We start from the raw sequence: 25,725 nt of genomic DNA, 5'->3' as shown, positions 1-25,725 counted from the left end.
TCACCTCGGGCGATGCGCGGCGGCCAGCGACTGGCCGTGGCGCCATTCCAGGAAAGTCTTCAGCGCCAGCGTCAGCAGCGCGGTGCCGGCGAGCAGCGAGGCGCAGGCGAACGCGGCGCTGTAGGCGTATTCGTTGTAGAGGATCTCCACGTGCAGCGGCAGCGTGTTGGTGCGCCCGCGGATATGCCCGGACACCACCGACACCGCGCCGAACTCGCCCATCGCCCGCGCACTGCACAGCAGCACGCCATACAGCAGGCCCCAGCGGATGTTCGGCAGGGTCACCTTCCAGAACATCTGCCAGGCGTTGGCGCCCAGGGTCAGCGCCGCCAGTTCCTCGTCGCTGCCCTGCTGCTCCATCAGCGGCATCAGCTCGCGGGCGATGAACGGGAAAGTGACGAAGGTGGTCGCCAGCACGATGCCGGGAATCGCGAACACGATGCGCGGCAGCTGCAGCAACACCTCGCCGGCCAGCGGCAGGTGCAGGCGCAGCCCGTCCTCGATCCACGGCCACAGCCAGCCATCGCGCCCGAACAGCAGGATGAACACCAACCCGGCCACCACCGGCGACACCGAGAACGGCAGGTCGATCAGGGTCACCAGCCAGCGCTTGCCGGGGAAGCGGTGCTTGCTCACCACCCAGGCCGCGGCGACGCCGAACACCAGGTTCAACGGAATCACGATGGCGGTGACCAGCAGGGTCAGGCGGATGGCCGACAGCGCGTCCGGATCGCTCACCGCGCTCCACAGCGCCTGCACGCCGCCGCGCAGCGCCTCGGCGAACACCAGCAGCAGCGGCAGCAGCAGGAACGACAGCAGGAAACCCAGCGCGCCGAGGATCAGCAGCGCCTGCACCCAGCCCGGCTCGGTAGTGACGCTGCGCGGCGTGCGCACCGCCATTTCATCCACGGCATGCACCGGCAGTTCCGATACCAGTTCGTTCATCGCGCGCCCCTGCGCTGCAGGCGCGCCTGCAGGGTGTTGACCAGCAGCAGCACCGCGAAGGACAGCAGCAGCATCGCCGCGGCGATGGCGGTGGCGCCGGCATAGTCGAATTCCTCCAGGCGGATGGTGATCAGCAGCGGCGCGATCTCGGTGGCGTTGGGCAGGTTGCCGGCGATGAAGATCACCGAGCCGTACTCGCCCACGCCGCGCGCGAAGGCGAGCGCGAAGCCGGTCAGCATCGCCGGCCACAGCGCGGGCACGACGACCCGCGCGATGGTCTGCCAGCGGCTGGCGCCCAGCGTGGCCGCCGCTTCCTCGAGTTCGCGTTCGGCTTCGGCCAGCACCGGCTGCACGATGCGCACCACGAACGGCAGGCCGACGAACACCAGTGCAATGATGATCCCCAGCGGCGTGTAGGCGATCTTCAGGCCCAGCGGCTCGAGCCAGCGCCCGACCCAGCCCTGACCACCGTACAGCGCGGTGAGCGCGATGCCGGCCACCGCGGTGGGCAGGGCGAACGGCAGGTCGATCATCGCGTCGAACAGGCGCCGGCCCGGGAAGCGGTAGCGCACGAACACCCAGGCCACCCAGGTACCCATCAGCGTGTTGAACGCCGCCGCCGCGAAGGCGGTGCCGAAGCTCAGCCGCAGCGCCGACAGCACGCGCGGCTCGCTCCATATGCGCCAGATGCCGTCCACGCCCAGCCCGGCTGCGCGCAGGAACACGCCGGCCAGCGGGATCAGCACGATCAGCCCCAGCCAGAACACGGTGATGCCCATGCCGACGCCGAAGCCGGGCAGCACCCGGCGTTGGCGCCGCACGGGCGGCAACGCCTGCGCACCGGCATTCACTTACTTGCCCGCCTGGATCTGGTCGAACACGCCGCCGTCGGCGAAGTGCTCGGCCTGCGCCTTCTCCCACGAGCCGAACGCTTCGCGGATGGTCACCAGCCGCACCTGCGGGAAGCGCGCCACGTCGGCCGGATCGGCCAGTTCGGGGTGGCGCGGGCGGTAGTAGTGGCGCGCGGCGATGCGCTGGCCCTCGGCCGAATACAGGTACTGCAGGTAGGCCTGCGCCACCTCGCGGGTGCCGTGGCGGTCGGCGTTGCGGTCGACCAGCGCCACCGACGGCTCGGCCAGGATCGACAACCTGGGCACCACGATCTCGAACTTGTCCGGGCCCAGTTCCTCCTGCGCGAGGAAGGCCTCGTTCTCCCAGGCCAGCAGCACGTCGCCGATGCCGCGCTGGACGAAGGTGGTGGTGGCGCCGCGCGCGCCGGTATCGAGCACCGGTACGTTGCGGAACAGCGCGCGCATGTAGTTGAGGATGCGTGCGCGGTCGCCGTTGAAGATGTGCCCGGCATAGGCCCAGGCGGCGAGGTAGTTCCAGCGCGCACCGCCGGACGTCTTCGGGTTCGGCGTCACCACCGACACGCCGGCGCGCAGCAGGTCCGGCCAGTCGCGGATGCCCTTGGGGTTGCCCTTGCGCACCAGGAACACGATGGTCGAGGTATAGGGCGCACTGTTGTCGGGCAGGCGCGATTCCCAGTTGGCCGGCAGCAGCCGCGCCTTCTGCGCGATCGCATCCACGTCGTAGGCCAGCGCCAGCGTCACCACGTCGGCCTGGATGCCGTCGATCACCGCGCGCGCCTGCTTTCCGGAGCCGCCATGCGAGGTCTCGATGGTGACGGTGTCGCCATGGGTTTCCTTCCAGTGGCGGGCGAAGGCCGCGTTGAAATCGCGGTACAGCTCGCGGGTAGGGTCGTAGGACACGTTGAGCAGCTGCACGTCGCGGGCGAAAGCGCCACTGGCGACCAGGGTCAACAGGAACGCCAGCGGGGCGAGGCGGGCGCGGAAACGGAAGGTCTGCGTCATGGGGGATGCTCCGTCAGAAGGAAACCTGCAGGCGCGAGAACACGGCCTTCTCGGCAGGCAGGGCGATGCCGCCGGGAGCGGCATCGAAGCGGCTGTGCAGGTAGTTGGTCGCCAGCTTGAGGTTGGCCGTCAGGTACCAGTTCGCGCCCAGCGTCCAGGCCTGCACGCGCGAGGCGGAGACCGACGGGTCGGCATAGAACGGGAACGCCGCATCGTCGATATCCAGCACGCCGTAGCGCGCGGTGAGTTCGAACGCGCCCAGCCCGCCGTTGCTGCCGAATGGCCGGGACGGCGTCGGCCCGCGGTAGCCCGCGTCCTCGCCGGTGAGCACATAGCTGGCGGTGGCCTGCCAGGCGCGGTGTTCCAGCGCCGTACGCCGGCCGTCGCGGGCCACTTCCTGCCGCGAAACGATGTACTCGCCCTGCAGGCCGAACCCGTTGCGGTAGAACCAGCCCTGCGGCGACCAGCGGCGGTGGCTGCCATCGGCCAGCACCGCGCCGCGGTAGCTGAAGAAGGTGGCCTGCCCCGGTGTACGGTAGCGCGGCAGGAAACTGCTGCCGGCGCCATGTTTCCCGCCCGCGCTGGCGCCCAGGCCGAAGCCCAGCCCCGCCCAGGCACTGTCCGTTTCCTTCAGGGGCTCGAAGAACACGCGCCCGGCCACCTCGAGATCGTCGTCCGGATTGCTGGTCGCCGCATCGCGGCCATCGACCGCGCCATTGAACACGCCCAGCGCGTAGCTGAATTTGCCCTTGGCCACTTCGCCCTGCAGCTGCACGCCCAGGTCGCGGTTGGGAGCCAGTTCGCTGGCCAGCGCGCGCTCGACATCGACCAGCGCCGACGACGACTGCAGGCGCTCCAGCCCGACCGGCGAGGTGAACCTGCCCACCCGCACCGTATAGGCCGGATCGAAGCGCAGGTCGGCATAGGCATCGACGATGCCGGCGCTGTCGCCGGCGAACTCCGGGGTGAAACGGTAGGCCAGCAGCCTGCCCAGCGAGCCTTCCAGCGTCGGCCGCGCGGTGCGCAGCAGGAAGGTGTCGTTCTGGCTGTTGCCGCCGAAGAACGCGCGCGCGTCGCCCTGCAACAGGCCGCGCAGCTTCAGTTCGTAATTGCCGTCGCCGGACCTGAATGCCGCGCCCTTCTGGTCGACCGCGATCTTCGGCGCCGCCTTGGCTGCAGTCACGCGCTCCTCTTCCTGCAGCTCCAGGCGGCGTTCGAGGACGCGCAGGCGCTGGTCCAGATCGACCAGGCCGGCGCCTTCGACGGCTGCGCCGCCGGACACGCCGGCCAGGCGTTCCAACCGCTCCAGGCGCTGCTGCAGCTGTTCCACCGTGGGCTGCTGCGCCTGCGCCGATGCCGCCATCCCGCACAGCGCCACGGCCAGGCTGAGGGACAACAGCTTCCTGGTCGGCACGGTGGACGGGAGGGGGGACGCGGTCATGGACGGCTCCTTGATGCAGGCGGGGGATGGAGGGTCGATGCTGCGGGCGCACACGCCGACCGGGAAATGACTTCGGCCGCGGCGCTTATAGCCATTCCCCATGACCTCCAGCACAACCAGGTGGCGCCGGCCGCCGGGCGGCAACCGCTTGAATGCCGGGGCACGAGGCAGCTGGCCAGCGGCCGGCACTACAATCCGGGTTCCGCATTCACCGCACGATCCCGCCATGACCATCACCGCGAACACCTCCCCGCTCACCCGGCACTACGCCGAGGAACTGGACGCCATCCGCGCGCAGGGGCTGTTCAAGTCCGAACGCATCATCACCAGCCCGCAGTCGGCCGAGATCACCCTGGACGACGGCCGCACCGTGCTGAACTTCTGCGCCAACAACTACCTGGGCCTGGCCGACCACCCGGACCTGATCCAGGCCGCCAAGGACGCACTGGACACGCATGGCTTCGGCATGGCCTCGGTGCGCTTCATCTGCGGCACCCAGGACCTGCACAAGCAGCTGGAAAAGCAGATTGCCGACTTCTTCGGCAAGGACGACACCATCCTCTACGCCGCCTGCTTCGATGCCAACGGCGGCCTGTTCGAGCCGCTGCTGGGCGAGAACGACGCGATCATCTCCGACGCGCTCAACCACGCCTCCATCATCGATGGCGTGCGCCTGTGCAAGGCCAAGCGCTTCCGCTATGCCAACTGCGACATGGCCGACCTGGAAGCGCAGCTGCAGGCCGCCGATGCGGCCGGCTGCAGGACCAAGCTGATCACCACCGACGGCGTGTTCTCGATGGACGGCTTCATCGCCCCGCTCGACGAGATCACCGCGCTGGCGAAGAAGTACAACGCGCTGGTGCACATCGACGAATGCCACGCCACCGGCTTCCTCGGCGCCACCGGCCGCGGCTCGGCCGAGGTCAAGGGCGTGCTGGAGAAGATCGACATCATCACCGGCACCCTGGGCAAGGCCATGGGCGGCGCGCTGGGCGGCTTCACCTGCGCCAGCGCCGAGGTGATCGAGCTGCTGCGCCAGCGCTCTCGCCCGTACCTGTTCTCCAACTCGCTGCCGCCGCATGTGGTCGCCGCCGGCATCAAGGCCTTCGACATGCTCGACAAGGCCGGCGACCTGCGCCAGAAACTGGCCGAGAACACCGCCTACTTCCGCGAGAAGATGACCGCCGCCGGTTTCGACGTGAAGCCGGGCGTGCACCCGATCAGCCCGGTGATGCTGTACGACGCGCCGCTGGCGCAGAAGTTCGCCCAGCGCCTGCTGGAAGAAGGCATCTACGCGATCGGCTTCTTCTTCCCGGTGGTGCCCAAGGGCCAGGCGCGCATCCGCACGCAGATGAGCGCCGCGCACAGCCGCGAACACCTGGACCGCGCCATCGATGCCTTCACCCGCATCGGCAGGGAGCTGGGGGTCATCAAGGGCTGACCGAAGTCCGCGCGAACGAAACAGGCGCCCAAGGGCGCCTGTTTCGTTTCAGTCCCGCGCAAGGCGGAGCGATTCCCCGCCAGGCATTGCTTCAGCGCTATCGCTTCGCCGCCGGCGTCGCCGTCTCGGGCTTTTCCGACGCGGCGCTGCCACGGGCCACGCGGATGCCGTTGGCCTTCATCCATGCGTCGAACTGGTCGGCACTCATGTTCTTCCCTTCCTGCTGCATCAGGAAGCGGTAATTGCCCTGCGCATCCTTCTCCGCCATCGGTGCTTCCACCGTGACCGTCACCGGCTTTTCCTCGATGGCCGCCGCGACCGGCTTGCCCGACGACGCACATCCGGCCAGAACCGCGGCTGCCGCCACACTCAGGAAAAAAGCGGCAGGAAAGCCTTTTTTCACGGCGAGGCCGTCCGAAGGATGGCGCACAGGGGCGTGCGCCATGAGAACACCGCGGATGAAAGCAGGCATGGCCGCTGGACCTCGTTGAAGAACATGCCCACAGCCTAATCATCAACTTGAAGAAATCAAGCTATTTACATGAATTAAATGGATATTTTTATGAATTGGCGAGCGACTTCGCTGAACGCACCGCCAGCACTTCCAGCTCTTCCGCTTCCAGCATGCGCCACTGCCCCTTGGCCAACTCGCCCAGCTGGACCGGCCCGATCGCCACCCGCACCAACCGCAACACTTCGAATCCCAGCACCTGCAGCAGGCGCCGGATATGCCGGTTGCGTCCCTCGTCCAGCACGATCTCCAGCCATGCAGTGCGCTCGCTCTGGCGCAGGACGGCAACCGAATGCGCCGCCAGATGCTCGCCGGCGTCCTCGACCCCGCCCTGCATGCGCGCCAGCTGCGCCGCATCGGGTACACCATCGATCTGCACGCGATAGGTCTTCAACGGCCCGGTCGCCGGATCGGTCAACCGTGCCGCCCATTCCGGATCGTTGCTGAAGAACAGCAATCCTTCGCTGGCCTTGTCCAGGCGGCCGACCGGCGCCAGCCACGGCATGCCGGCACCGTCGAAGCAGCGGTAGACGGTGTCCCGGCCCTGCTCGTCGCGGACGGTGGTGACCAGGCCCCGCGGCTTGTTCAACGCGACATACAGGCGACGCACCGCTTCGATGGGCTCGCCATCCATCGTGATGCGTTGCCGGGCGAGGACCACGGGGAATTCAGGGTCCCGGACCACACGGCCATCCACGCCGACCCGGCCGGCCAGCACGCGGCGCGCGGCTTCGGCACGCGAGCACACGCCCGCCTTGGACAGCACGCGCGCCAGGCCGTGGCGCGGTGCCGGTTGCGCTGCGGGGGTCTTCCTTGCGCCGTTTCCGGAAGGCGAAACGAAATGCCCGCCCTGTCTGACAGGGCGGGCATCCGGGAAAATCCTGCGCGGCATCCGGGCAGCTTGCGTTACTTGATCTCGGCCGCAGGCTTGGCTTCCGCCGCACCTTCGGCGGCCGGGGCCGCCGCCTTGACCACGCGCACACCGCGCGCCTTCATCCAGGCGTCGAACTCGTCGGCGGTCATGCGCTTGCCGTTCTGGCTCATGTCGAAGCGCCAGGGCGTGTTGTCGTACTGCGTCTGCGGCTTGTAGGCCGCCGGGTCGTTGGCGTTGATCGCCGGGCGCGCCGGCATCGCGCTGGCGACGTTGTTGCAGCTTTCCACGCGCAGGCGCATCAGCACGCGGTCGAGCGACTGGTCGTCGCTGAAATTCGACGTCAGCACCCCCGCCGGCATGCCCAGCTGCCCCGGGCGGGCATACAGCTCAACGGCGACCGGCTCGATCACCGTGGCCGGCAACGGCGGCGGCACGACGGCGCTGGCCGAACAATCGACGGCTGCGTGGGCGGCGGGGATGAGAACCAGGGCCATGGCGCCGGCCAGTGCGATACGCAGCATCGGTAATTCCATTCGGGCAGAGAACGCCGCGAGTGTAGGCATGCCCCACAGGGCTTTCAACCATTCGATGCGCGCTTTGCCAGGCGCCATCCACCGGATCGCCCGCCATCGTCCTGCCACGCGGCGCCAGGTCACCGCGCCATGCATGCGGAAGAGGGCCGGGAACGATTTCCGCTTCGCCGGCGCACGGCATCGGAAAGCCATGCCGCCCGGGCGGCGGCAGAAAAAACAAGGCCCGGCTTGCGCCGGGCCTTGTTCGGATCAACCGATACGTCCGATCAGTTCTGGACGTTCAGCTCGGTGCGACGGTTCTTGGCGCGACCTTCCGGATTGTCCGAACCATCCGGGTTGGTGTTCGGAGCGATCGGACGGCTCTTGCCGTAGCCGATCGGGCCGATCATGCGCGAAGCGTCGACGCCGTGGCCGGCCAGGTAGTCGTACACCGCCTTGGCGCGACGCTCGGACAGCTTCTGGTTGTAGGCGTCGGTACCCTTCGAGTCGGTGTGACCGGCGACTTCAACGCGCAGTTCCGGGTAACGCTTCAGGATCTCGCTGGCCTCGCTCAGGATCGCGACGGCATCCGGACGCAGGGTCGACTTGTCGAAGTCGAAGTTCACGCCCTTCAGGTCGATCGACACCGGCACCGGGCAGCCATCCGGACCGACGATCTGGCCCGGCTGCGAGTTCGGGCACTTGTCGTCGCAGTTGTTGACGCCGTCACCATCGTCGTCCAGGTCGGCGCAGCTCGGCGCGACCGGAGCCGGCGGCGGCGGAGCAACGGCGGCGACCGGGGCCGGACCCAGCGGGATCACGACGCCGACCGAAGCCAGCACGTCGCCGAACCAGTCGTTGTCCTTGCCGGCCAGGCGCGGGTTCACGCTCTGGTCGTCGAAATCGGCGCGATAGGCGATTTCAGCACGCACGGCGATGCGCTTGTCGAAGGTGGTCTGCAGACCAGCGCCGACCTTGGCGGCCAGGTTGCCGTCCTTGCGCTTGGCCGGAGAGTTCGGCGAGTTGATGACGTACTCTTCCTCGGCCTTCTGGTAGCCCAGGCCGAACAGCAGGTACGGGTTCCAGCCACGGCCGTCCTGGATGAAGTGGCGACGCAGGTCCAGCGACGCGCCGTACTGCGACCAGTTCAGGTCCTGGTTCTTGTCGAAGTTCGGGTTCTGGTAGTTCAGCTCGCCGTCCAGCGACCAGTTCGGGCTGATGAACTTGCCCAGGCCCAGGGTCACGAACGGAGCGTCATTGGTGCCACGATCGCTGTCCTGGAAGTTGAAGCCGGCCGAACCGGTCAGGTACCAGCGGTCGTCGAATTCCTGTGCCGACGCGGCCTGGGCAAATGCCAGACCACCCAGCAGCGCGGCGGTAAGGATCTTCTTGTTCATGAATACAACTCCTTGTTTCGGGGGTATGAAACCGGTAATGGCATGGTCCAGCACAGCGATTTCGTTCGTCGCGTCCGAAAGATGGCCGTTTCCGCACGCCAACGCGGTGCACATTATGCGCTGAGCCGTGAAGACGACGTTAACAGCTGCGTAACAAATGACGCAGCCCCGGACTTCGGAGAGCCGGTGAAGCGCCACCCTATACAGCTTGGTAAAAGCGCGCAAGAGCCAAGCCTGACGGGCGTTTCAAGACCATGGACGGCACCCTGTGGAGATGCCGGCTTGCCGCCCCGGATGGCGGCAACGGCATTGCCCCATGTCACCCTTGCCTGAACGGCCCCTGCGTATCATGGCGATCTCCCCTCACCGAACGGAACTTTTCCCATGAAAGCTGCCGGCCTGAGCCGCTACCTGCCGATCGAGGATTCCCGCGCCCTGGAGGACTTCGAGCTGCCCCCACCCGCCGCGCCGCAGGGGCAGGACCTGCTGGTGGGCGTGCAGGCCGTTTCGGTCAACCCGGTGGACGCCAAGCTGCGGCGTTCGGGCAAGGGCGAGGAAACCCCGCCCCGCATCCTGGGTTTCGACGCCGCGGGCACCGTGCTGGCCGTCGGTCCCGGCGTGACCGCCTTCGAGGTGGGAGACGAGGTCTACTATGCCGGCGACGTCACCCGGCCCGGCTGCAATGCGCAATTGCAGCTGGTGGACGAACGGCTGGTCGGCCGCAAGCCGGCCACGCTGGACTTCGCCGAGGCCGCGGCCCTGCCGCTGACCACGCTCACGGCCTGGGAGCTGCTGTTCCAGCGCATGCCCTACCAGCTCGACGGGCGGCGCAACGCCGGCCGGGTGCTGCTGATCATCGGCGGCGCGGGCGGCGTGGGTTCGATGGCGATCCAGCTGGGCCGCCATGCGGGATTCACCGTGGTGGCGACCGCTTCCCGCGAAGAATCCCGCGCGTGGTGCCTGCAGATGGGCGCCGGGCATGTCATCGACCACCGCCAGCCGCTGGCGCCACAGTTGCAGGCGCTCGGCATTGCGCAGGTGGACGCCGCCCTCAACCTGGCCGACACCGACCGTTACTGGCAGGCGCTGGGCGAACTGCTGGCCCCGCAGGGGCATGTCGGCCTGGTCGTGGAACCAGCCGGCGAGCTGCGGATCGGCGACCCCTACAAGGCCAAGTGCATCGGCATCCACTGGGAATTCATGTTCGCCCGCGCGCGTTTCCGTACCGCCGACATGATCGAGCAGCACCGCATCCTCACCCGCGCCGCGAGCCTGATCGATGCCGGCGAACTCCGCACCACCCTGACCCGGCGCCTGGGTCCGATCAACGCGGCCAACCTGCGCCAAGCGCACCGGCTGCTGGAATCGGGCAGCACCGTCGGCAAGCTGGTGCTCGAAGGCTGGGACTAAGCAACGGACGCATGCCCGATGCGCGGGGCATGGGAGGCGGACGCCCTTCACCCGTCCTCCTCCATCCCCGTTCCTCCTTACTTTCGCCTTCACATGCCGATGCCGTCATTTCCGTTCTTCCTGCGCCTGTCGCAGCTGCTGCTCGGCCTGTTCCTGTTCGGCATCGCCTCGGCGCTGATGATCCGCGCCGGTATCGGCATCGCGCCCTGGGACGTGCTGGCGCAGGGCGTTTCGCTGCGCAGCGGGCTGGCTTTCGGCCTGGTCACCAACCTCGTGGGCGTCGCCGTCCTGCTGATGTGGTGGCCGCTGCGGCAGCGCCCGGGGCTGGGCACGGTGCTGAACGTCCTGCTGATCGGCCCCAGCGCCCAGCTCGGCCTGTACATGGTGCCCGCCGCGCAGGGGCTGCTCTGGCAGGTGCTGCTGTTTACCGCGGGCCTGGTGCTGCTGGCGATCGCGACCGGCCTATATATAGGTGCGCGCCTGGGCCCCGGGCCGCGCGACGGGCTGATGACCGGCCTGCACGCGCGCAGCGGCTGGGCCATCTGGAAGGTACGCACCTTGATCGAGGCGACGGCGCTCACGGCAGGGTGGTTGCTGGGCGGCAACGCCGGCCTTGGCACCCTGGCTTTCGCCCTGCTGATCGGGCCGCTGTGCGGGATCACCCTGCCCCTGTTCGACCGCCGCGTTGCCGCGGCGTCGCCGAGCGTGGCGCCTTCGACGGACTGAGCCCCTTGCCGCAGGCGGGGTTTCACGGCACGCTGGTGCGATCCGTACGCAAGCGTATCCATCATGACGCCAGCCACCGACACCGCCTATCCCCATCTGTTCGCGCCGCTGGACCTGGGCTTCACCCGGCTCCGCAACCGCATCCTGATGGGGTCGATGCACACCGGGCTTGAAGACCATGTCCGCGACTTCCCCAAGCTGGCCGCCTATTTCGGCGAGCGTGCCGCGGGCGGCGCCGCGCTGCTGGTCACCGGCGGCTTCTCGCCGAACATCGCCGGCTGGCTGGCGCCATTCGGCAGCAAGCTGTCCTGGCCATGGGAAGTGGGCCGGCACCGGCAGGTCACCGCGGCGGTGCACGGCCATGGCGCCCACATCTGCCTGCAGCTGCTGCACGCCGGCCGCTACGCCTACCACCCGCTGCAGGTGGCACCGTCGAAACTGAAGGCACCGATCAATCCGTTCACGCCGCGCGCGCTGTCGGCGCGGGGCGTGGAGCGCCAGATCGCCAGCTACGCCCGCGCCGCCCGGCTGGCGCGCGAGGCCGGCTACGACGGCGTCGAGGTGATGGGCTCGGAAGGCTATCTGATCAACGAGTTCATTGCCCCGCGCACCAACAAGCGCAGCGATGCATGGGGCGGCGACGCCGGCAAGCGCATGCGTTTCGCCGTGGAGATCGTGCGCCGCATCCGCGAGGCCTGCGGCCCGGACTTCATCATCATTTACCGGCTGTCGCTGCTGGACCTGGTGGAGGATGGCAGCAACTGGGAGGAAATCCTGCAGCAGGCCCGCGCCATCGAAGCCGCCGGCGCGACCCTGATCAACTCCGGCATCGGCTGGCACGAGGCGCGCGTGCCGACCATCGCCACCTCGGTGCCGCGCGCGGCCTTCGCCGGCGTCACCGCCAAGCTGCGCCCGCACGTCAACGTGCCGGTGATCGCGGTCAACCGCATCAACATGCCCGACGTGGCCGAGCGGGTGCTGGCCGACGGCCAGGCCGACATGGTCTCGCTGGCGCGGCCGCTGCTGGCCGACCCGCAGTGGCCGGCCAAGGCCCGCGCCGGCAGGCCGGAAACCATCAATACCTGCATCGCCTGCAACCAGGCCTGCCTGGACCATATTTTCGTCAACAAGCGCGCCACCTGCCTGGTCAACCCGCGCGCCGCGCACGAGACCGAACTGGTCTACCGCCCGACCACCGCCGCCAGGCGCGTGGCGGTGGTCGGCGCAGGCCCGGCCGGCCTGGCCTGCGCCACGGTCGCGGCCGAACGCGGCCACGCCGTCACCCTGTTCGACGCGGCCGACGAGATCGGCGGCCAGTTCAACGTGGCCAAGCGCATCCCGGGCAAGGAGGAGTTCCACGAAACCCTGCGCTACTTCCGCCACCGCCTTACCGATACCGGCGTGGACGTGCGCCTGGGCACCCGGGTGGACGCGCCGATGCTGGCCGGTTTCGACGAGGTCGTGGTGGCCACCGGCATCGCGCCGCGCAGGGTGGATTTCCCCGGCGCCGACCACCCGATGGTGGTCAGCTACCTGGACGTGCTGCAGGGCCGTGTCGCGGCGGCGGACAAGGTGGCCATCATCGGCGCCGGCGGCATCGGCTTCGACGTCGGCGAGTTCCTGGTGCAGGAAGGCCCGTCGCCGTCGCTGGACCCGGCCCGCTGGATGGCCGAATGGGGCGTGGATGCGAGCTTCGAAAGCCGCGGCGCGCTGGCGCGGCCGCAGCCGGAGGCGCCTGCGCGCAAGGTATGGCTGCTGCAGCGCAGCCCGGGCAAACCCGGCGCCCGGCTGGGCAAGACCACCGGCTGGATCCACCGCGCCACGCTCAAGGCCAAGGGCGTGCGGATGCTGGGGGGCGTGGAGTACCTCGGAGTAGATGACCGCGGCCTGCGCATCCGCGTCGATGGCGCCGAGCAGCTGCTGGAGGTCGGCACCGTGGTGGTCTGCGCCGGGCAGGAGCCGATGCGTGCGCTGGCCGATGCGCTGGCCGCGGCCGGCGTCAGCGCCCATGTCATCGGCGGCGCCGACGTCGCCGCCGAACTGGACGCCAAGCGCGCGATCGACCAGGGCAGCCGCGTGGCCGCCGCGCTGTAGCCCCCACTCCCCCCTGACCGATTCCGGCCCGATCGCCATGGCCTGCCGGTGGCCGATGCATACGGACATCGGCGGGCCGCCCGGAAATCGTCGCGCGGTGCCGGCTTCCCACGCCGGCACGCATGCGCCATCCCACGGCGGCCAATGCCTGTTTTTCATGGCGCCCGCGCTATTTGCGCCCCTCGGGCGACTTCGCCGTGAAAGCGGCTTTCCTGCCGTTTTTTCCTGGCACAAAACACACCTGGAGCCGGTCAGGAAACGCCTTCCGCGGCACTCCGGCGGCAATTCCGGTCTCTGCAACGAAGCTGAATGTCAAGAATCCGCATTCAGGATGAGTTTGGGATCAGCCCCCTACCTTGCGCCGACTTTCTGCTCACCCCCCAGTTCTGGTGAGCACGGCGCAGCCCCAGGATCGGTGATCGGGGACTGCCCACGGGGCGGCCCCGATGCCATGGCCGCCTCCCCATGACGCCAAGCCCAGTCGTCCGGTTCTCCTCGCATGCCGAGGAACAGGCAGGTTGCGGCCCACACGGAGCAAGGAGACCTATGAAACTGGCCTGGATTCTCTGGCTGTCGCAGTTGTTGCCGCAGCCGGCCGCCGATTCGTTGTGCCTGAGTACCACCGTCTATCTGGAAGCCCGCGACCAGACCCTTCGCGGCCAGCAGGCCGTGGCCGAAGTCGCGTTGCGCCGCCTCGACAGCGGGCTGTGGGGCGACTCGATGTGCCAGGTGGTGACCGCACGCAAGCAGTTCGCCCCGACGCTGGTGGCGCCGGACACCCAGCTGCGCAACAACGACGCCTGGGCCGAGGCCGTGGACGTGGCCTTCGCCGCCGAGCGCAACTGGGCCCTGCCGGCCGGCCAGCGCAAGGAGATCGTGCCGGGCGCCAGCCATTTCGCCGCGCACGCCATCGCCAGCCCGAGCTGGCGCAATGCCTACCAGGTAGCCACCATCGGCGGGCACACCTTCTACAAGGTGCAGTCGCTCAAGCCGCGCGCCTCCTGACGCGGCGAAGCCACCGCGTAACGGCGGCAGTCACGCCAGCCGACGCGCCCGGGACGATAATGCGGGGATCATTCCACCCCCGAGGTACCCGATGAAGCTCTACACCAAGCCCGGCGCCTGCTCCCTGGCCGACCACATCGCGCTGATCTGGTCCGGCCTGCCCTTCCAGGTGCAGATCGTGGACTACGCGACCATGAAGTCGCCCGAGTACATGGCCATGAACCCGGCCGGTGCGGTGCCGGTGCTGGAGGATGGCGGCTGGGTACTGACCCAGAACGCGGCCATCCTGCACTACATCTGCGACAAGGCGCCGGCCGCCGGTCTGGATGGCGGCAGCGACCCGCGCACCCGCGCCGAGGTCAACCGTTGGCTGTCCTTCGTCAATGCCGACCTGCATCCGGTGTACTACCCGATCTTCGGCTCGACCAAGTATCTGGAAGACGAGGCGGTCATCGCCCGCACCCAGCAGAATTCGCGCGACAAGCTGAAGACCCTGTACCAGCGCCTCGACGACCGCCTGGCGCAGGTGGACTGGCTGGGCGGCACGCCGCGTCCGTCCATCGCCGATGCCTATACCTACGTGACCCTGCGCTGGGCGCGTGGCCTCAAGATCGACCTGGCCGGCATGGACGCGCTGGACCGCTTCGAACAGCGCATGCAGGCCGATCCGGCCGTGCAGGCGGCGCTCAAGGCCGAAGGCCTGGAGTAAGCGCGCAGCGCCGCATGAACGACGGGCCGCCGGTGGCACCACCGGCGGCCCGTCGCGTTTCCCCCGCCGGAGCTGCCATCAACGCACCGACAAGGTCGCCACCCGTCGTGGCCTGTCACGGTAGAGCGCCGGATACTGCCGCTTCAGCGCCTCGATCTTCGGCAGGTCGTTGATGCGGATGTAGGGCGCGTCCGGATGCAGGACGAGATAGTCCTGGTGGTATTCCTCCGCCGGATAGAAGCGCTTGCCGCCATCGACCCGGGTCACCACCGGCGCGGCGAACACGCCGCTGCGCTGCAACTGGTCGATATAGGCCAGCGTCGCCGCGCGCTGCGCCGCGTCGTCGGCATAGACCGCCGAACGATACTGGCTGCCACGGTCCGGCCCCTGCCGGTCCAGCTGCGTGGGGTCGTGCACCACCGAGAAGAACACCTGCAGCAACTGCGCGTAGCCGACCTGCGCCGGGTCGTAGGTCACCTGCACCGCTTCGGCGTGGCCGGTCGTGCCCGTGCCCACGCGCGCATAGCGGGCGTCGGCCGCGCTGCCACCGATGTAACCGGACACCGCGCTCTCCACGCCCTTCACATGCTGGAACACGCCCTGCACACCCCAGAAGCAGCCACCGGCGAATACCACGCGGGCATGCATCACACCGGGCTGGCGCAGATCGGCGATGCCGGCAGGCGCTGGCACGCGCACCGCTACGGCGGCGGCGTGCACCGGGCGATCGAGGCTGAGCACTCCCGCCACCAGCAAGCCGGCGACAAGGACGGCAACGCCGCCGGCAACCCATTTTTCCATCGCAGGCTTCATCGCCGGCCTCCTTGGGTCAACCAAAGGTAAAGGCGTAGGCGCGCACGCCCGGATCGAGGAACTCGATCTCGAAGCTGCGGTCCTCCACCGCGCCGTCCTGGCGGATCAGCTGGTAAAGGCGATTGCCGTCCACCTGCCCATCGCCATCGGCGGTCACGTCGCCGCCGGCCATGGCGCCTGGCGCATGACCGTCGATGCGCACCTTGAAGCGCACCGGCCTGCCGGCTGCTTCCGGCGCCAGCACCAGATGCAGGTCGCGCGCATGGAAGCGGAATGCGATGCGGCCGCCCCCTTGTCGCAGCCGCGCATCCTCATCGCCGACGATCCAGCGTCCGCCCAGCGCCCATTGGTTGAGTCGCAGCGTGGCCGGCACGGTGTAGTCGAACGCCTTGCCCGCGCGCAGCCCGCCGGGCGACACGAAATTCTCCGCGCGCGCATGGCCGATGTAGGTTTCCGGCGAGCGCAGGTTGCCCATGTCCGCCTCGCGCTCGACGCCACCGCGCGGCGCAGACATGGCGGACATGGCGGGCATCGCGTCGTCGGGCAAGGCGCTGCCGGCTTCGCGCAGCAGCGCGCGGATGATCCGCTCGGATTCCTCGTAATCGCCCTCGCCGAAATGATGGGCGCGGATGCGCCCCTGCGCGTCGATGAAGTAATGCGCCGGCCAGTAGCGGTTGCCGAAGCCGCGCCAGATCGCGAAATCGTTGTCGAGCGCGACCGGCCAGGTGACGCCCAGGTCCTGCACCGCCCGCTGCACGTTGCGCACGTCGCGCTCGAACGCGAACTCCGGCGCATGCACGCCGACCACCACCAGCCCGTGATCGCGATAGCGCTCGTACCATTGGCGCACATGCGGCAGCGCGCGCAGGCAGTTGATACAGGAGTAGGTCCAGAAATCGACCAGCACCACCTTGCCACGCAGCGCCTGCGCATCCAGTGGCGGGCTGTTGAGCCAGCCGGTGGCACCGGCCAGCGACGGCAGCGTGCCTTCGACCGGCAACGCCGGCGGCGCGGCATCGCTCGCGGCCATCATCATCATCGAACCGCCCGCCTCCGGTTCATGCGCGGGCAGCGCGTCGAGCAGCCCCTGCTCCAGGCGCGCGGTGCTTACGGTCGACAACCGGGTCAGCACGCCGGTGTCCCAGCCCATGGCGATCGCGACCACCGCCAGCAACGCCGCAGCGCCCAGCCCGCGCCGGATCCATTCACCCGCGCCCAGGTACCGCTTCAGCGCGGCGAACACGCGGCCACCGATCCATAGCGCCAACGCCAGCGATGTCGCCGCCCCTAAGGCATAAGCCAGCAGCAGGCCGCTGGTGCCGATGTTCGCCCCCTGCAGCGCCGCACCGGTGAGGATCAGGCCCAGGATCGGTCCGGCGCACGGCGCCCACAGCAGACCGGTGGCGACGCCGATCAGCAGCGAGCTGCCGATGCCACCGCCGTCGCCGGCCGACGCATCCAGCCGTCCCCCGATACGCTGCAGCGGCGACAGCAGCCGGCCCGCCAGCGCGGGCCACAGCAAGGCCAGCGCGAAGATCGCCATCACCACCAGCGCGATCCAGCGCCCGGCCTGGTTGGCCTGCACCACCCAGCGGCTGCCGACCGCCGCTAGGCTGGCGACGACCACGAACATCAGCGCCATGCCGGCCAGCAGCGGCAGGCCGCTGCGCAGGAACGGCCGGTCCGGGCGCGCGAACACGAAGGGCAGCACCGGCAGGATGCACGGGCTGAGAAGGGTGAGCACACCGCCGAGATAGGCCAGCAGGAGCAGGAGCATGGAGAGTCCTTGGTGGAATCGGGGATGGCGGCGCTCAGGCCGCGACGAAGTTCATGGCCACGCCGTTCATGCAGTAGCGCAACCCGGTAGGACGCGGTCCGTCGTCGAACACGTGGCCGAGATGGCCGCCGCAGCGCCGGCAGTGCACTTCCACCCGCAACATGCCGAAGGTGGTGTCGCGGTCCTCGCCGACCGCACCGTGCAGCGGCGCCCAGAAGCTCGGCCAGCCGGTGCCGCTGTCGAACTTGGTGGCCGAGGAGAACAGCGCCAGCGCGCAGCCGGCGCACTGGAAGGTGCCGCGGCGGTGCTCCTGGTCGAGCGGGCTGCTGAAGGCACGCTCGGTACCCTGCCCGCGCAGCACCGCGTACTGCGCGGGCGTCAGTTGCCGGCGCCACTGGGCGTCGCTGTGCACGACTTCGAAGCGGCCCTGTCCGGCGGGAGGCACCGGGGCGGCACGGCTGCAGGCGCCCGCGCCGAACAGGCCGGCCGCGGCCACCGCGCCGCCGATGCCCAGCAGCCTGCGACGGGTAAGGGACATGGCTGGTCTCCAGGCAGGAACGATGCGGCCATGCTGCGCCCGTGGCGATCAACGAATCCTCACGCGGAGTTAAATTTTCCGTGACACATCGGCGCCGGGTTGCACCGACAATGGAGGCCATCTCCCAGCCGGCCGGACGTGCCGATGAACCGCGCCAAACGCGTGCTGATCGTCGAGGACGATGTCCACATCGCCAACCTGCTGCGCATGCACCTGCGCGACGAAGGCTACGAGGTGACCCATGCGGCCACCGGCGACGACGGCCTGCGCCTGCTTGAAAGCGACGCCTGGAGCGCGCTGGTGCTGGACCTGATGCTGCCCGGCGTGGACGGCCTGGAAATCTGCCGGCACGTGCGGGCGATGCCGCGCTACACGCCGATCATCATCACCAGCGCGCGCGCCAGCGAGGTGCATCGCATCCTTGGGCTGGAACTGGGCGCGGACGACTACCTGGCCAAGCCGTTCTCGATGCTGGAGCTGGTTGCGCGGGTCAAGGCGCTGCTGCGCCGGGTCGAGGCGATGGCGCAGAACGCGCGCATCGATGCCGGCGCGATCGACGTGGCCGGCATCCATATCGATCCGGTCGCGCGCACCGCGCAGGTGGATGGCGATGCGCTGGAATTGACGCCACGTGAGTTCGACCTGCTGCATTTCTTCGCCCGCCATCCGGACCAGGTGTATTCGCGCATGGACCTGCTCAACCAGGTCTGGGGCCATCGCCACGATGGTTACGAACACACCGTCAACACCCACATCAACCGCCTGCGCAACAAGATCGAACGCGACCCGGCCGCGCCGCGCCGCATCCTCACCGTGTGGGGGCGCGGCTACAAACTGGCCGGTGGCGGCGGGAGCGGCGAATGAACCGGCTGACGCTCTCCCAGCGGTTGTCGCTGGTGTTCTGCGCGCTGCTGCTGGTGTGCTGCGGCGCGCTGGCATGGATCCAGATGCGCAGCACGCGCATGCACGAACAGGAAACCGTGCAGCGCCTTTCGCGCGGCCTGGCCGAACACATCGCGCGCAGCGGCGAACTGATGGATGCGCGCGGCCTGCGCGACGGCGAGGTGCGTGCGCTGTTCGGCAAGCTGATGGCGGTCAATCCCAGCGTCGAGGTCTACCTGCTCGACGAGCAGGGCCGCATCCTCGGCCACGACGCGCCGGATGGCCACCTCAGGCGCGACCGCGTCGACCTGGCGCCGGTCCGGGCGCTGCTGGCCGGCGCGCCGCTGCCGATCCTTGGCGACGATCCGCGCAGCAGCAACGGACGCAAGGTATTCAACGCCGCGCCGCTGCGCGTGCAGGACCAGCAGGTCGGCTACATCTACGTGGTGCTGGCCGGCGAACAACGCGAGGCGCTGGCGGCCGACATCGCGGCCAGCGCCAGCCTGCGCACCACCCTGTGGTCGCTGGCGATCGTGGCGGCCGTCGGCCTGCTGGCCGGCGTCGTCGCCTTCCGCTGGATCACCCGGCCGCTGCGCCGGCTGACCCGCGACATCCAGGCCTTCGATGTCGAGGCCGGCGTTCCCGCGCTGCCCGCGCCATCCGCGCCACCGCGCCCGGGCGAACGCGACGAACTGGTCGTCCTGCAGCACAGCTTCGCCCACATGGCGCAGCGCATCGCCGAGCAATGGCGGCAGCTGCGCGAGCAGGACCAGCAGCGCCGCGAACTGGTCGCCAATATTTCCCACGACCTGCGCACGCCGCTGTCGTCGCTGCACGGCTACCTGGAAACGCTGGCGCTGAAAGACGCCACGCTCGGCGCCGACGAACGCCGGCGCTACCTGTCCATCGCGCTGGCGCAGAGCGACAAGGTCGGCCACCTGGCGCAGGCGCTGTTCGAACTGGCGCGGCTGGAGCACGGCGGCGTGGTGCTGGAGCCGCAGGCGTTCTCCCTGCCGGACCTGGTGCAGGACGTGTTCCAGAAATTCGAACTGGCAGCCGGGGCGCGGCGGCAATCGCTGGCCGCGGACATCCCGGCGGGCCTGCCTGCCGTCCAGGCCGACCTCGGGCTGGTCGAGCGGGTGCTGACCAACCTGCTCGACAACGCCATACGCCACACGCCCGAAGGCGGCCACATCACGGTCGCGTTGAGGGCCGCCGGCGACGAGGTCGAGGTCCGTATCGCCGATACCGGCCCGGGCATCGCCCCGGAACGGCGCGCGCAGCTGTTCAGCGCGCCGTCCGCGCTCGACAGCCGGCGCCCGGACAGCGGCGGTCTCGGCCTGTTGATCGTGCATCGCATCCTGCAGCTGCACCAGCGCCGGATCGAACTGGCCGCGAGCGATGCCGGCGCGGTGTTCGTCTTCTCGCTGGCGGCGGCAGGCCGCCGTCCGGCCCCGCCGCAATGACGGTGGTTCGCACTGGCGGCCGGTTCACCCGATCTCGCGGATCACGTTGCCACGACCGTCGCGCAGCTGCGTCGGCACCACTTCCACCTGCAGCCTTCCGCCCGGCAATGGATAGACGCCACGCTCGGCGCGGATATCCTCCAGCATCGCCGCAAGCGTGGCGTCGGACAGCACGCAGCGCGCGCCGTCGTCGTCCAGTTGCAGGTCGTCCGCCGTGCCCGGCTCGAACCGCCATTGCCGCTCCCTGCCGAGCACCACCAGCGGCCGGTCGTGGTGCAGGCGCAGCGGCAGCAGTTCCAGCACGCTTTCCACCTGTCCCGCGCCCAGCACCAGCGTCGTGCGCACGCCATCGACGGACCAGTCCAGCGTGTCCACGAACAGCATGCCGGTGCTGGAGCCTTCGCGGCGGCTCCCGGCCTCCACCTGTTCGGCCAACGCCGGATCGCGCAGCAGCGAGGCGCGTTCAAGCACGGTGATCCACGACGGCATCGCCGGTTCGAGCGCGGCCATGACGCCCAGCGTCGACCAGCGCCTGATCGCCGCCATCTCCTCGTCGGTCATGCCCACCATCTGCAGGAAATCCAGGCGCCCGTTGGGCGTGTCGATCGCCGGCAAGCGCGGGTCGGCGACGACGGCCAGGTGCCGCAGCTGCGTATCGACGTCCAGCGCGATCGGGCCATTGGCATCGAGATGATGCCCGGCCTCGAACACATTGCCGCTGCCGAACACATAGCGCGCCACGTTCTGCAGCAGGTTCAGCGGCCACATGGGGACGTCGCCCACCCTGCCTGCGCCCTCGCCGGCGGCGAGGCGGAAAGTCAGTTCGAAGCCGAAACCGCTTTCCTGCGGATCGTCGCTCTGCTTGCCGTACAGCTCGGAGAAGCCGTAGGTGACGTAGTGCCAATGCGGGCGCGGCAGTTCGCTCCAGTACACGCTGATGCCGTCCAGCGGGTCGTCGCCGCCCAGCGTGTGCGATACCAGCGTGCCGTAGTGCCTCGGCTCCTGGCCCGGATACAACGCGCACAATGCCGCGTTGATGGCGTCCCATCCCGCGGTGCCGGTTCCGTCGCCGTCCTGTCGTTCCATGCCTGGGACTCCCTGGGTAAGAGGCCGCATGATAGTGCCGGCCACCGGCAGGCAGCCGGGGACGCGCGGGATCGCCACACGCCCCGGCCACCGCGGGCATCACGCCATTACCAGCGCCCGGGTCTCTTCCAGCCAGCGATTGGCGAACGCCGGACTCTTGGCCTTCCCAAGGGCGGACGCCACTTCCGGCCACAGCTGTTCCAGACCCACCGCGTTGTGGCTGCGCTCGATCTTGAGCTGGATCAGGTACCCCTTCAGCCCGAGATGCCTGCGTACCGACTCGGCCATCCAGTCGCGCAGTTGCTGGCAGCGCAGCGGATCGTCGCCCAGCTGCATGGTGACCGGCACCTGCGGCGCGCGTTCGACGCTGCCGCCGACCGCCTCGATCAGCCCGAGTGCCAGCAACTGCTCCAGCACGTCCTCCGGCGCACGCAGGCCCTGCGCCATCTGCTGCAGTTCGCGGCTGTCGCGCTGCCCGTCCACCAGCAACAGCACCGAGCGCAGCGCCGGCGCCAGGCGCAGGCCGCGGTCTTCGATCTCGCGACGGCCAGCCGCCGTCTTGGCATGGATCAACGCCATTCCCCCTCCCGCATTTGTGCACCGCAACCACGATGCGCGCGGACCGCAGGCGGGGCCCCCGCCCCGTCGTGCCTGCATGCGTACGCACCGCCCCCTGCGATCGCCGCCCTGCGGCCCGCGCTATATCCCCAGCGCGCGGCGGATTTCCTCGAGTGCGCCCGGGTCATCCAGTGTCGACAGGTCGCCCGGGTCGCGCCGCTCCGCCAGGGCCTGCAGCGAACGCCGCAGCAGCTTACCCGAACGTGTCTTGGGAAGCGCATTGACGATATGCACATGGGCCGGGCGCGCCACCGCCCCGAGCGACGCGGTGACCTGCCGCACCATCTCCGCCGACAACGCCGGGACCTCTTCCGCGGCCGCAGCCTGCTTGAGCGTGACGAACACCAGCGGCACCTGCCCCTTCAGTTCGTCGTGCACGCCGATCACCGCCGCCTCGGCCACGCGTGGGTGGTTGCTGACGGCCTCTTCGATCTCGCGCGTGCCGAGCCGGTGCCCGGCCACGTTGATCACGTCGTCGGTGCGGCCGAGGATGAACGTATAGCCCTCTTCGTCGCGGATGGCCCAGTCCAGCGAGCTGTACAGCAACTCGTCGAAATGGCCGAAATAACTCTTGAGGAACCGTTCGTCGTCGTTCCAGACCGTGCTCATGCAGCCCGGCGGCAGCGGCGGCTGGATCACCAGCACGCCCTTCTGTCCGGGCGCGACTTCAGCGCCGGTCTGCTCGTCGATCACCTTCATCCGGTAACCGAGATTGGGAAAGCCCGGCGAACCGAACTTCACCGGTTTCATGTCCAGGCCCGGCAGCAGCGTCAATGCCGGCCAGCCGGTCTCGGTCTGCCAGTAGTTGTCGATCACCGGCTTGCGCAGCGCATTGCCTATCCACTGTGCGGTGGGTTCGTCCAGCGGCTCGCCGGCAAGGAACAGGTATTTCAGGTCGGACAGGTCGTGGCGATGGATGAAATCCACGTCGTGCTTCTTCAGCACGCGGATCGCGGTGGGCGAGGAGAACATCGTGCGCACGCCATACTGCTCGCACAGCGCCCACCAGATGCCGGGATCCGGATTCGTCGGCAGCCCTTCGTACAGCAGCGACGTGCAGCCGCCGATCAGCGGCCCATATACGTTGTAGGAATGCCCCACCGCCCAGCCGACATCGGAGGTGGAGAACATCACCTGCCCGGGCGCACAGTCGAACACCGTGCGCATCGACTGCGCCATCGCCACCGCGTAGCCGCCGACGTCGCGCTGCACGCCCTTCGGCTTGCCGGTGGTGCCCGAGGTGTAGAGCAGATAACTGGGCTCGTTGGATTCCAGCCATTCCACCGGCACTTCGGCGTCGCCGACCTGTCCGCGCAGCACCGCATAGTCCTCGTCGCGCCCCGGCACCCGGGCCATGCCCGCATCCAGCCCGCGCGAGACGATCAACACCTTCGGCGGCGGGCTGGAGGCCTCGGCGCATGCCGCATCGACCATGGGTTTGTACGGAATCACCTTGCCGCCGCGCATGCCCGCGTCGGCGGCGATCAGCAGCTTCGGCCGGGCGTCATCGATGCGCAGCGCCAGGTTGTGCGCGGCGAAGCCGCCGAACACCACCGAATGCACCGCACCGATGCGCGCGCAGGCCAGCATGGCGAACACCGCCTCGGCCATGTTCGGCATGTAGATCACCACGCGGTCGCCGCGGCCGACGTCCAGCTGCCTGAGCACCGCGGCGAATGCGTTCACTTCGCGGTACAGCTGGCGGTAGGTGATCTCGCGGGTCGTGCCGGTCTCGGTGGAAACGACCACCAGCGCCAGCTGGTCGGGGCGCTCCTGCAGATGGCGGTCAACGGCGTTGTAGCAGAGATTGGTCTGGCCGCCGACGAACCAGCGCCGGAACGGCGGATTGGAGTAGTCCAGGATCTGCCGCGGCGGACGATGCCAGTGGATGGCCCTGGCCTCCTCGGCCCAGAACGCCTCGGGCTCCTCGATGGAACGGCGATGGATCTGCTCGTATTGCACGACGTCCTCCGGCACCTGCCTGGTCCGCTTCGAGCATAGTCCCGCGCGGATCGCCGCTCCCTGCGACGATGGTCGTACGACGAAAGCCGAAGGCGCTAGAACGGACAGGGCGAGGTGAACGCCACCGCCTCGCCGGTCAGCGGATGCGCGAATGCGAGGCGGCGCGCATGCAGATGTACGCGCGCGGCAGCAGCCGCGCCGTACAGCACGTCGCCGACGATCGGATGGCCGAGGCTGGCCAGGTGCAGCCGCAACTGGTGGCTGCGCCCGGTGACGGGCTCCAGTTCGAGCCGCGTGCGGCAGGCCGGCGCATCGCGCGCCAGCACCCGCCAGCGCGTGAGCGCCGGCTTGCCGTGTTCATGGTCCACCTTCTGCTTCGGCCGGTTCGGCCAGTCGCAGATCAGCGGCAAGGCGATCTCGCCGGCATCGCCCTCGACCACGCCCTCGACCACGGCCTCATAGCGTTTGCCGACGCGGCGCTGTTCGAACTGCGCCGACAACGCCGCCTGCATCTGCTTGCCGCGCGCATGGAGCATCAACCCGGAGGTCACCTGGTCCAGGCGATGCACGGTCAGCACGTCCGCGTAAACCGCCTGCAATCGCGACACCAGGCAATCCTGGTTCTCCGGCAGCCGCCCGGGCACGGACAGCAGGCCGGGGGGCTTTTCAGCGACCAGGAAGGCATCGTCGATGTAATGCAGTGCGATGTCGGGATACATGCGGTACGGAAATGGAGAGCAGAGCCCGGGCACCGGGCATAGGGTCGGCCGCTGGCCGGCAACCGGGCAGGCACTACCCAAAGCAGAACGGGGAAGCCTGAGCCTCCCCGTTCGTCATGCCACCGGACCGCTGCGGTTACAGCAGGTCGGCCACGCCGGCGCGCTCTTCTTCCAGCTCGCCCAGGGTGATGTCGATGTACTTGCGCGAGAAGTCGTCGATCGACAGGTCCTTGACGATGCTGTACTTGCCGTTCTCGGTGATCACCGGGAAACCGAACACCACGCCTTCGGGAATGCCATAGGAACCATCGGACGGCACGCCCATGGTCACCCACTTGCCGTTGCTGCCCAGCACCCAGTCATGCACGTGGTCGATGGCGGCATTGGCGGCCGACGCGGCCGAGGACAGGCCACGGGCGGCGATGATCGCCGCGCCGCGCTTGCCGACGGTCGGGATGAAGGTGTTGGCGTTCCATTCCTGGTCGTTGATCAGCTCGGCCACCGAGGCGCCACCGGTGGTGGCGAAGCGGTAGTCCGGATACATGGTCGGGCTGTGGTTGCCCCACACGGTGAACTTCTCGAAGCTGTCCACGGCCTTGCCGGTCTTGGCCGACAGCTGGCTCAGGGCACGGTTGTGGTCCAGGCGCAGCATGGCGGTGAAGTTCTTCGGATCCAGGTCCGGGGCCGACTTCATGGCGATGTAGGCGTTGGTGTTGGCCGGGTTGCCGACCACCAGCACCTTCACATCGCGCTTGGCGACGGCATTGAGCGCCTTGCCCTGCACGGTGAAGATCTTGGCGTTCTCCAGCAGCAGGTCCTTGCGCTCCATGCCCGGGCCGCGCGGACGGGCGCCGACCAGCAGGGCCACGTCGACGTCCTTGAACGCCACCAGCGGATCGGCGGTGGTGACCACGCCGGCCAGCAG

Annotated in this window: 24 protein-coding genes; 8 read left to right on the top strand and 16 right to left on the bottom strand. The window is 68.9% G+C overall.

Annotation, left to right across the window (positions count from 1 at the left end; all coding sequences use genetic code 11):
• Genes cysW through ABB22_RS16030 form a run of 4 tightly spaced genes read right to left on the bottom strand, consistent with a single transcriptional unit; the run spans position 1 to position 4,260 of the window.
• On the bottom strand, positions 1 to 945 hold the full coding sequence (gene cysW, locus ABB22_RS16045) for a sulfate ABC transporter permease subunit CysW (RefSeq protein WP_055767597.1): 945 nt from the start codon (positions 943 to 945) through the stop codon (positions 1 to 3).
• On the bottom strand, positions 942 to 1,796 hold the full coding sequence (gene cysT, locus ABB22_RS16040; protein WP_268768299.1) for a sulfate ABC transporter permease subunit CysT: 855 nt from the start codon (positions 1,794 to 1,796) through the stop codon (positions 942 to 944). The genes cysW and cysT overlap by 4 nt, the downstream gene beginning before the upstream one ends.
• A complete protein-coding gene (locus tag ABB22_RS16035; RefSeq protein ID WP_055767594.1) occupies positions 1,797 to 2,819 on the bottom strand; it encodes a sulfate ABC transporter substrate-binding protein in 1,023 nt (340 codons plus the stop codon).
• Positions 2,820 to 2,832: 13 nt separating this feature from the next.
• Positions 2,833 to 4,260: an OprO/OprP family phosphate-selective porin gene (locus ABB22_RS16030; protein ID WP_055767591.1), complete on the bottom strand. Its 1,428-nt coding sequence runs from the start codon at positions 4,258 to 4,260 to the stop codon at positions 2,833 to 2,835.
• Between the two features lie 226 nt (positions 4,261 to 4,486).
• On the opposite strand from ABB22_RS16030, the gene kbl reads away from it, so the two are divergent.
• Positions 4,487 to 5,701 (top strand): glycine C-acetyltransferase, encoded by a 1,215-nt coding sequence (gene kbl / locus ABB22_RS16025; protein WP_425477817.1) that lies wholly within the window; start codon positions 4,487 to 4,489, stop codon positions 5,699 to 5,701.
• 97 nt (positions 5,702 to 5,798) lie between these two features.
• Here kbl and ABB22_RS18515 read toward each other — a convergent pair whose 3' ends face one another.
• From ABB22_RS18515 to ABB22_RS16005, 4 genes are all read right to left on the bottom strand, one after another.
• Positions 5,799 to 6,173 (bottom strand): hypothetical protein, encoded by a 375-nt coding sequence (locus ABB22_RS18515; RefSeq protein ID WP_152984222.1) that lies wholly within the window; start codon positions 6,171 to 6,173, stop codon positions 5,799 to 5,801.
• A gap of 88 nt (positions 6,174 to 6,261) precedes the next feature.
• Complete coding sequence (locus ABB22_RS16015; protein ID WP_055767585.1) at positions 6,262 to 7,104, bottom strand: pseudouridine synthase; 843 nt, start codon at positions 7,102 to 7,104, stop codon at positions 6,262 to 6,264.
• 14 nt (positions 7,105 to 7,118) lie between these two features.
• A complete protein-coding gene (locus ABB22_RS16010; RefSeq protein WP_055767582.1) occupies positions 7,119 to 7,607 on the bottom strand; it encodes a hypothetical protein in 489 nt (162 codons plus the stop codon).
• 278 nt (positions 7,608 to 7,885) lie between these two features.
• Positions 7,886 to 8,995: an OmpA family protein gene (locus ABB22_RS16005; RefSeq protein ID WP_055767579.1), complete on the bottom strand. Its 1,110-nt coding sequence runs from the start codon at positions 8,993 to 8,995 to the stop codon at positions 7,886 to 7,888.
• Positions 8,996 to 9,379: 384 nt separating this feature from the next.
• Between ABB22_RS16005 and ABB22_RS16000 the strand changes: the two genes are divergently transcribed.
• The 5 genes from ABB22_RS16000 (at position 9,380) to ABB22_RS15980 (ending at position 14,939) form a co-directional block, all read left to right on the top strand.
• Positions 9,380 to 10,405: a zinc-binding alcohol dehydrogenase family protein gene (locus ABB22_RS16000; protein WP_055767576.1), complete on the top strand. Its 1,026-nt coding sequence runs from the start codon at positions 9,380 to 9,382 to the stop codon at positions 10,403 to 10,405.
• A gap of 93 nt (positions 10,406 to 10,498) precedes the next feature.
• Positions 10,499 to 11,131 (top strand): membrane protein YczE, encoded by a 633-nt coding sequence (gene yczE / locus ABB22_RS15995; RefSeq protein ID WP_425477816.1) that lies wholly within the window; start codon positions 10,499 to 10,501, stop codon positions 11,129 to 11,131.
• 63 nt (positions 11,132 to 11,194) lie between these two features.
• Positions 11,195 to 13,225 carry an NADPH-dependent 2,4-dienoyl-CoA reductase gene (locus tag ABB22_RS15990; RefSeq protein ID WP_055767573.1) on the top strand — a complete coding sequence of 677 codons (2,031 nt, stop codon included), beginning with the start codon at positions 11,195 to 11,197 and terminating at the stop codon, positions 13,223 to 13,225.
• Between the two features lie 546 nt (positions 13,226 to 13,771).
• Positions 13,772 to 14,230, top strand: coding sequence for a cell wall hydrolase (locus tag ABB22_RS15985; RefSeq protein ID WP_055767569.1), 459 nt, complete (start codon positions 13,772 to 13,774; stop codon positions 14,228 to 14,230).
• A 91-nt stretch (positions 14,231 to 14,321) separates the two neighbouring features.
• Entirely contained in the window at positions 14,322 to 14,939 is a 618-nt protein-coding gene (locus ABB22_RS15980) for a glutathione S-transferase family protein (protein WP_055767566.1), read from the top strand.
• A 78-nt stretch (positions 14,940 to 15,017) separates the two neighbouring features.
• Here the strand turns inward: ABB22_RS15980 and msrA are convergent, their stop codons facing one another.
• The 3 genes from msrA to msrB are packed head-to-tail and all read right to left on the bottom strand — an operon-like array spanning position 15,018 to position 18,067.
• The gene (gene msrA, locus ABB22_RS15975; protein ID WP_055767564.1) at positions 15,018 to 15,752 is read right to left on the bottom strand and encodes a peptide-methionine (S)-S-oxide reductase MsrA; all 735 of its coding nucleotides are present in this window, start codon (positions 15,750 to 15,752) and stop codon (positions 15,018 to 15,020) included.
• Positions 15,753 to 15,768: 16 nt separating this feature from the next.
• Positions 15,769 to 17,529 (bottom strand): cytochrome c biogenesis protein DipZ, encoded by a 1,761-nt coding sequence (locus tag ABB22_RS15970; protein WP_055767561.1) that lies wholly within the window; start codon positions 17,527 to 17,529, stop codon positions 15,769 to 15,771.
• A gap of 34 nt (positions 17,530 to 17,563) precedes the next feature.
• Positions 17,564 to 18,067, bottom strand: a complete 504-nt coding sequence (gene msrB, locus ABB22_RS15965; RefSeq protein WP_055767558.1) for a peptide-methionine (R)-S-oxide reductase MsrB — start codon at positions 18,065 to 18,067, stop codon at positions 17,564 to 17,566.
• A 144-nt stretch (positions 18,068 to 18,211) separates the two neighbouring features.
• On the opposite strand from msrB, the gene ABB22_RS15960 reads away from it, so the two are divergent.
• Both ABB22_RS15960 and ABB22_RS15955 read left to right on the top strand, forming a co-directional pair.
• Positions 18,212 to 18,931, top strand: coding sequence for a response regulator transcription factor (locus ABB22_RS15960; RefSeq protein WP_055767556.1), 720 nt, complete (start codon positions 18,212 to 18,214; stop codon positions 18,929 to 18,931).
• The gene (locus tag ABB22_RS15955) at positions 18,928 to 20,415 is read left to right on the top strand and encodes a sensor histidine kinase (RefSeq protein ID WP_055767553.1); all 1,488 of its coding nucleotides are present in this window, start codon (positions 18,928 to 18,930) and stop codon (positions 20,413 to 20,415) included. The genes ABB22_RS15960 and ABB22_RS15955 overlap by 4 nt, the downstream gene beginning before the upstream one ends.
• A gap of 24 nt (positions 20,416 to 20,439) precedes the next feature.
• Here the strand turns inward: ABB22_RS15955 and ABB22_RS15950 are convergent, their stop codons facing one another.
• The 5 genes from ABB22_RS15950 to ABB22_RS15930 form a co-directional block, all read right to left on the bottom strand.
• Positions 20,440 to 21,501 carry a suppressor of fused domain protein gene (locus ABB22_RS15950; protein ID WP_055767549.1) on the bottom strand — a complete coding sequence of 354 codons (1,062 nt, stop codon included), beginning with the start codon at positions 21,499 to 21,501 and terminating at the stop codon, positions 20,440 to 20,442.
• 99 nt (positions 21,502 to 21,600) lie between these two features.
• A complete protein-coding gene (locus ABB22_RS15945; RefSeq protein ID WP_055767545.1) occupies positions 21,601 to 22,080 on the bottom strand; it encodes a hypothetical protein in 480 nt (159 codons plus the stop codon).
• A gap of 120 nt (positions 22,081 to 22,200) precedes the next feature.
• Positions 22,201 to 24,081: a propionate--CoA ligase gene (prpE, locus tag ABB22_RS15940; RefSeq protein ID WP_055768483.1), complete on the bottom strand. Its 1,881-nt coding sequence runs from the start codon at positions 24,079 to 24,081 to the stop codon at positions 22,201 to 22,203.
• Between the two features lie 95 nt (positions 24,082 to 24,176).
• Complete coding sequence (locus tag ABB22_RS15935; RefSeq protein ID WP_055767542.1) at positions 24,177 to 24,800, bottom strand: RluA family pseudouridine synthase; 624 nt, start codon at positions 24,798 to 24,800, stop codon at positions 24,177 to 24,179.
• A 136-nt stretch (positions 24,801 to 24,936) separates the two neighbouring features.
• The coding region (locus tag ABB22_RS15930; protein ID WP_057505350.1) for a malate dehydrogenase at positions 24,937 to 25,725 on the bottom strand (789 nt) is incomplete at its 5' end.

The sequence above is a fragment of the Stenotrophomonas nitritireducens genome, assembly GCF_001431425.1.
Classification (GTDB): domain Bacteria; phylum Pseudomonadota; class Gammaproteobacteria; order Xanthomonadales; family Xanthomonadaceae; genus Stenotrophomonas; species Stenotrophomonas nitritireducens.
This window is presented reverse-complemented; position numbering and strand designations above follow the sequence as displayed.

Bases quoted from the DNA above. Each gene is read 5' to 3' on its own strand.
- ABB22_RS15985 (WP_055767569.1), top strand. From the start codon at position 13,772: ATGAAACTGGCCTGGATTCTCTGGCTGTCGCAGTTGTTGCCGCAGCCG.
- ABB22_RS16015 (WP_055767585.1), bottom strand. From the start codon at position 7,104: ATGCCGCGCAGGATTTTCCCGGATGCCCGCCCTGTCAGACAGGGCGGG.
- ABB22_RS15980 (WP_055767566.1), top strand. From the start codon at position 14,322: ATGAAGCTCTACACCAAGCCCGGCGCCTGCTCCCTGGCCGACCACATC.
- ABB22_RS15990 (WP_055767573.1), top strand. From the start codon at position 11,195: ATGACGCCAGCCACCGACACCGCCTATCCCCATCTGTTCGCGCCGCTG.
- msrB (WP_055767558.1), bottom strand. From the start codon at position 18,067: ATGTCCCTTACCCGTCGCAGGCTGCTGGGCATCGGCGGCGCGGTGGCC.
- ABB22_RS15945 (WP_055767545.1), bottom strand. From the start codon at position 22,080: ATGGCGTTGATCCATGCCAAGACGGCGGCTGGCCGTCGCGAGATCGAA.
- ABB22_RS15950 (WP_055767549.1), bottom strand. From the start codon at position 21,501: ATGGAACGACAGGACGGCGACGGAACCGGCACCGCGGGATGGGACGCC.
- cysW (WP_055767597.1), bottom strand. From the start codon at position 945: ATGAACGAACTGGTATCGGAACTGCCGGTGCATGCCGTGGATGAAATG.
- kbl (WP_425477817.1), top strand. From the start codon at position 4,487: ATGACCATCACCGCGAACACCTCCCCGCTCACCCGGCACTACGCCGAG.
- ABB22_RS15935 (WP_055767542.1), bottom strand. From the start codon at position 24,800: ATGTATCCCGACATCGCACTGCATTACATCGACGATGCCTTCCTGGTC.
- msrA (WP_055767564.1), bottom strand. From the start codon at position 15,752: ATGAAGCCTGCGATGGAAAAATGGGTTGCCGGCGGCGTTGCCGTCCTT.
- ABB22_RS16000 (WP_055767576.1), top strand. From the start codon at position 9,380: ATGAAAGCTGCCGGCCTGAGCCGCTACCTGCCGATCGAGGATTCCCGC.
- ABB22_RS16035 (WP_055767594.1), bottom strand. From the start codon at position 2,819: ATGACGCAGACCTTCCGTTTCCGCGCCCGCCTCGCCCCGCTGGCGTTC.
- ABB22_RS18515 (WP_152984222.1), bottom strand. From the start codon at position 6,173: ATGCCTGCTTTCATCCGCGGTGTTCTCATGGCGCACGCCCCTGTGCGC.
- yczE (WP_425477816.1), top strand. From the start codon at position 10,499: ATGCCGATGCCGTCATTTCCGTTCTTCCTGCGCCTGTCGCAGCTGCTG.
- ABB22_RS15960 (WP_055767556.1), top strand. From the start codon at position 18,212: ATGAACCGCGCCAAACGCGTGCTGATCGTCGAGGACGATGTCCACATC.
- ABB22_RS15955 (WP_055767553.1), top strand. From the start codon at position 18,928: ATGAACCGGCTGACGCTCTCCCAGCGGTTGTCGCTGGTGTTCTGCGCG.
- ABB22_RS16030 (WP_055767591.1), bottom strand. From the start codon at position 4,260: ATGACCGCGTCCCCCCTCCCGTCCACCGTGCCGACCAGGAAGCTGTTG.
- ABB22_RS16010 (WP_055767582.1), bottom strand. From the start codon at position 7,607: ATGCTGCGTATCGCACTGGCCGGCGCCATGGCCCTGGTTCTCATCCCC.
- ABB22_RS15970 (WP_055767561.1), bottom strand. From the start codon at position 17,529: ATGCTCCTGCTCCTGCTGGCCTATCTCGGCGGTGTGCTCACCCTTCTC.
- ABB22_RS16005 (WP_055767579.1), bottom strand. From the start codon at position 8,995: ATGAACAAGAAGATCCTTACCGCCGCGCTGCTGGGTGGTCTGGCATTT.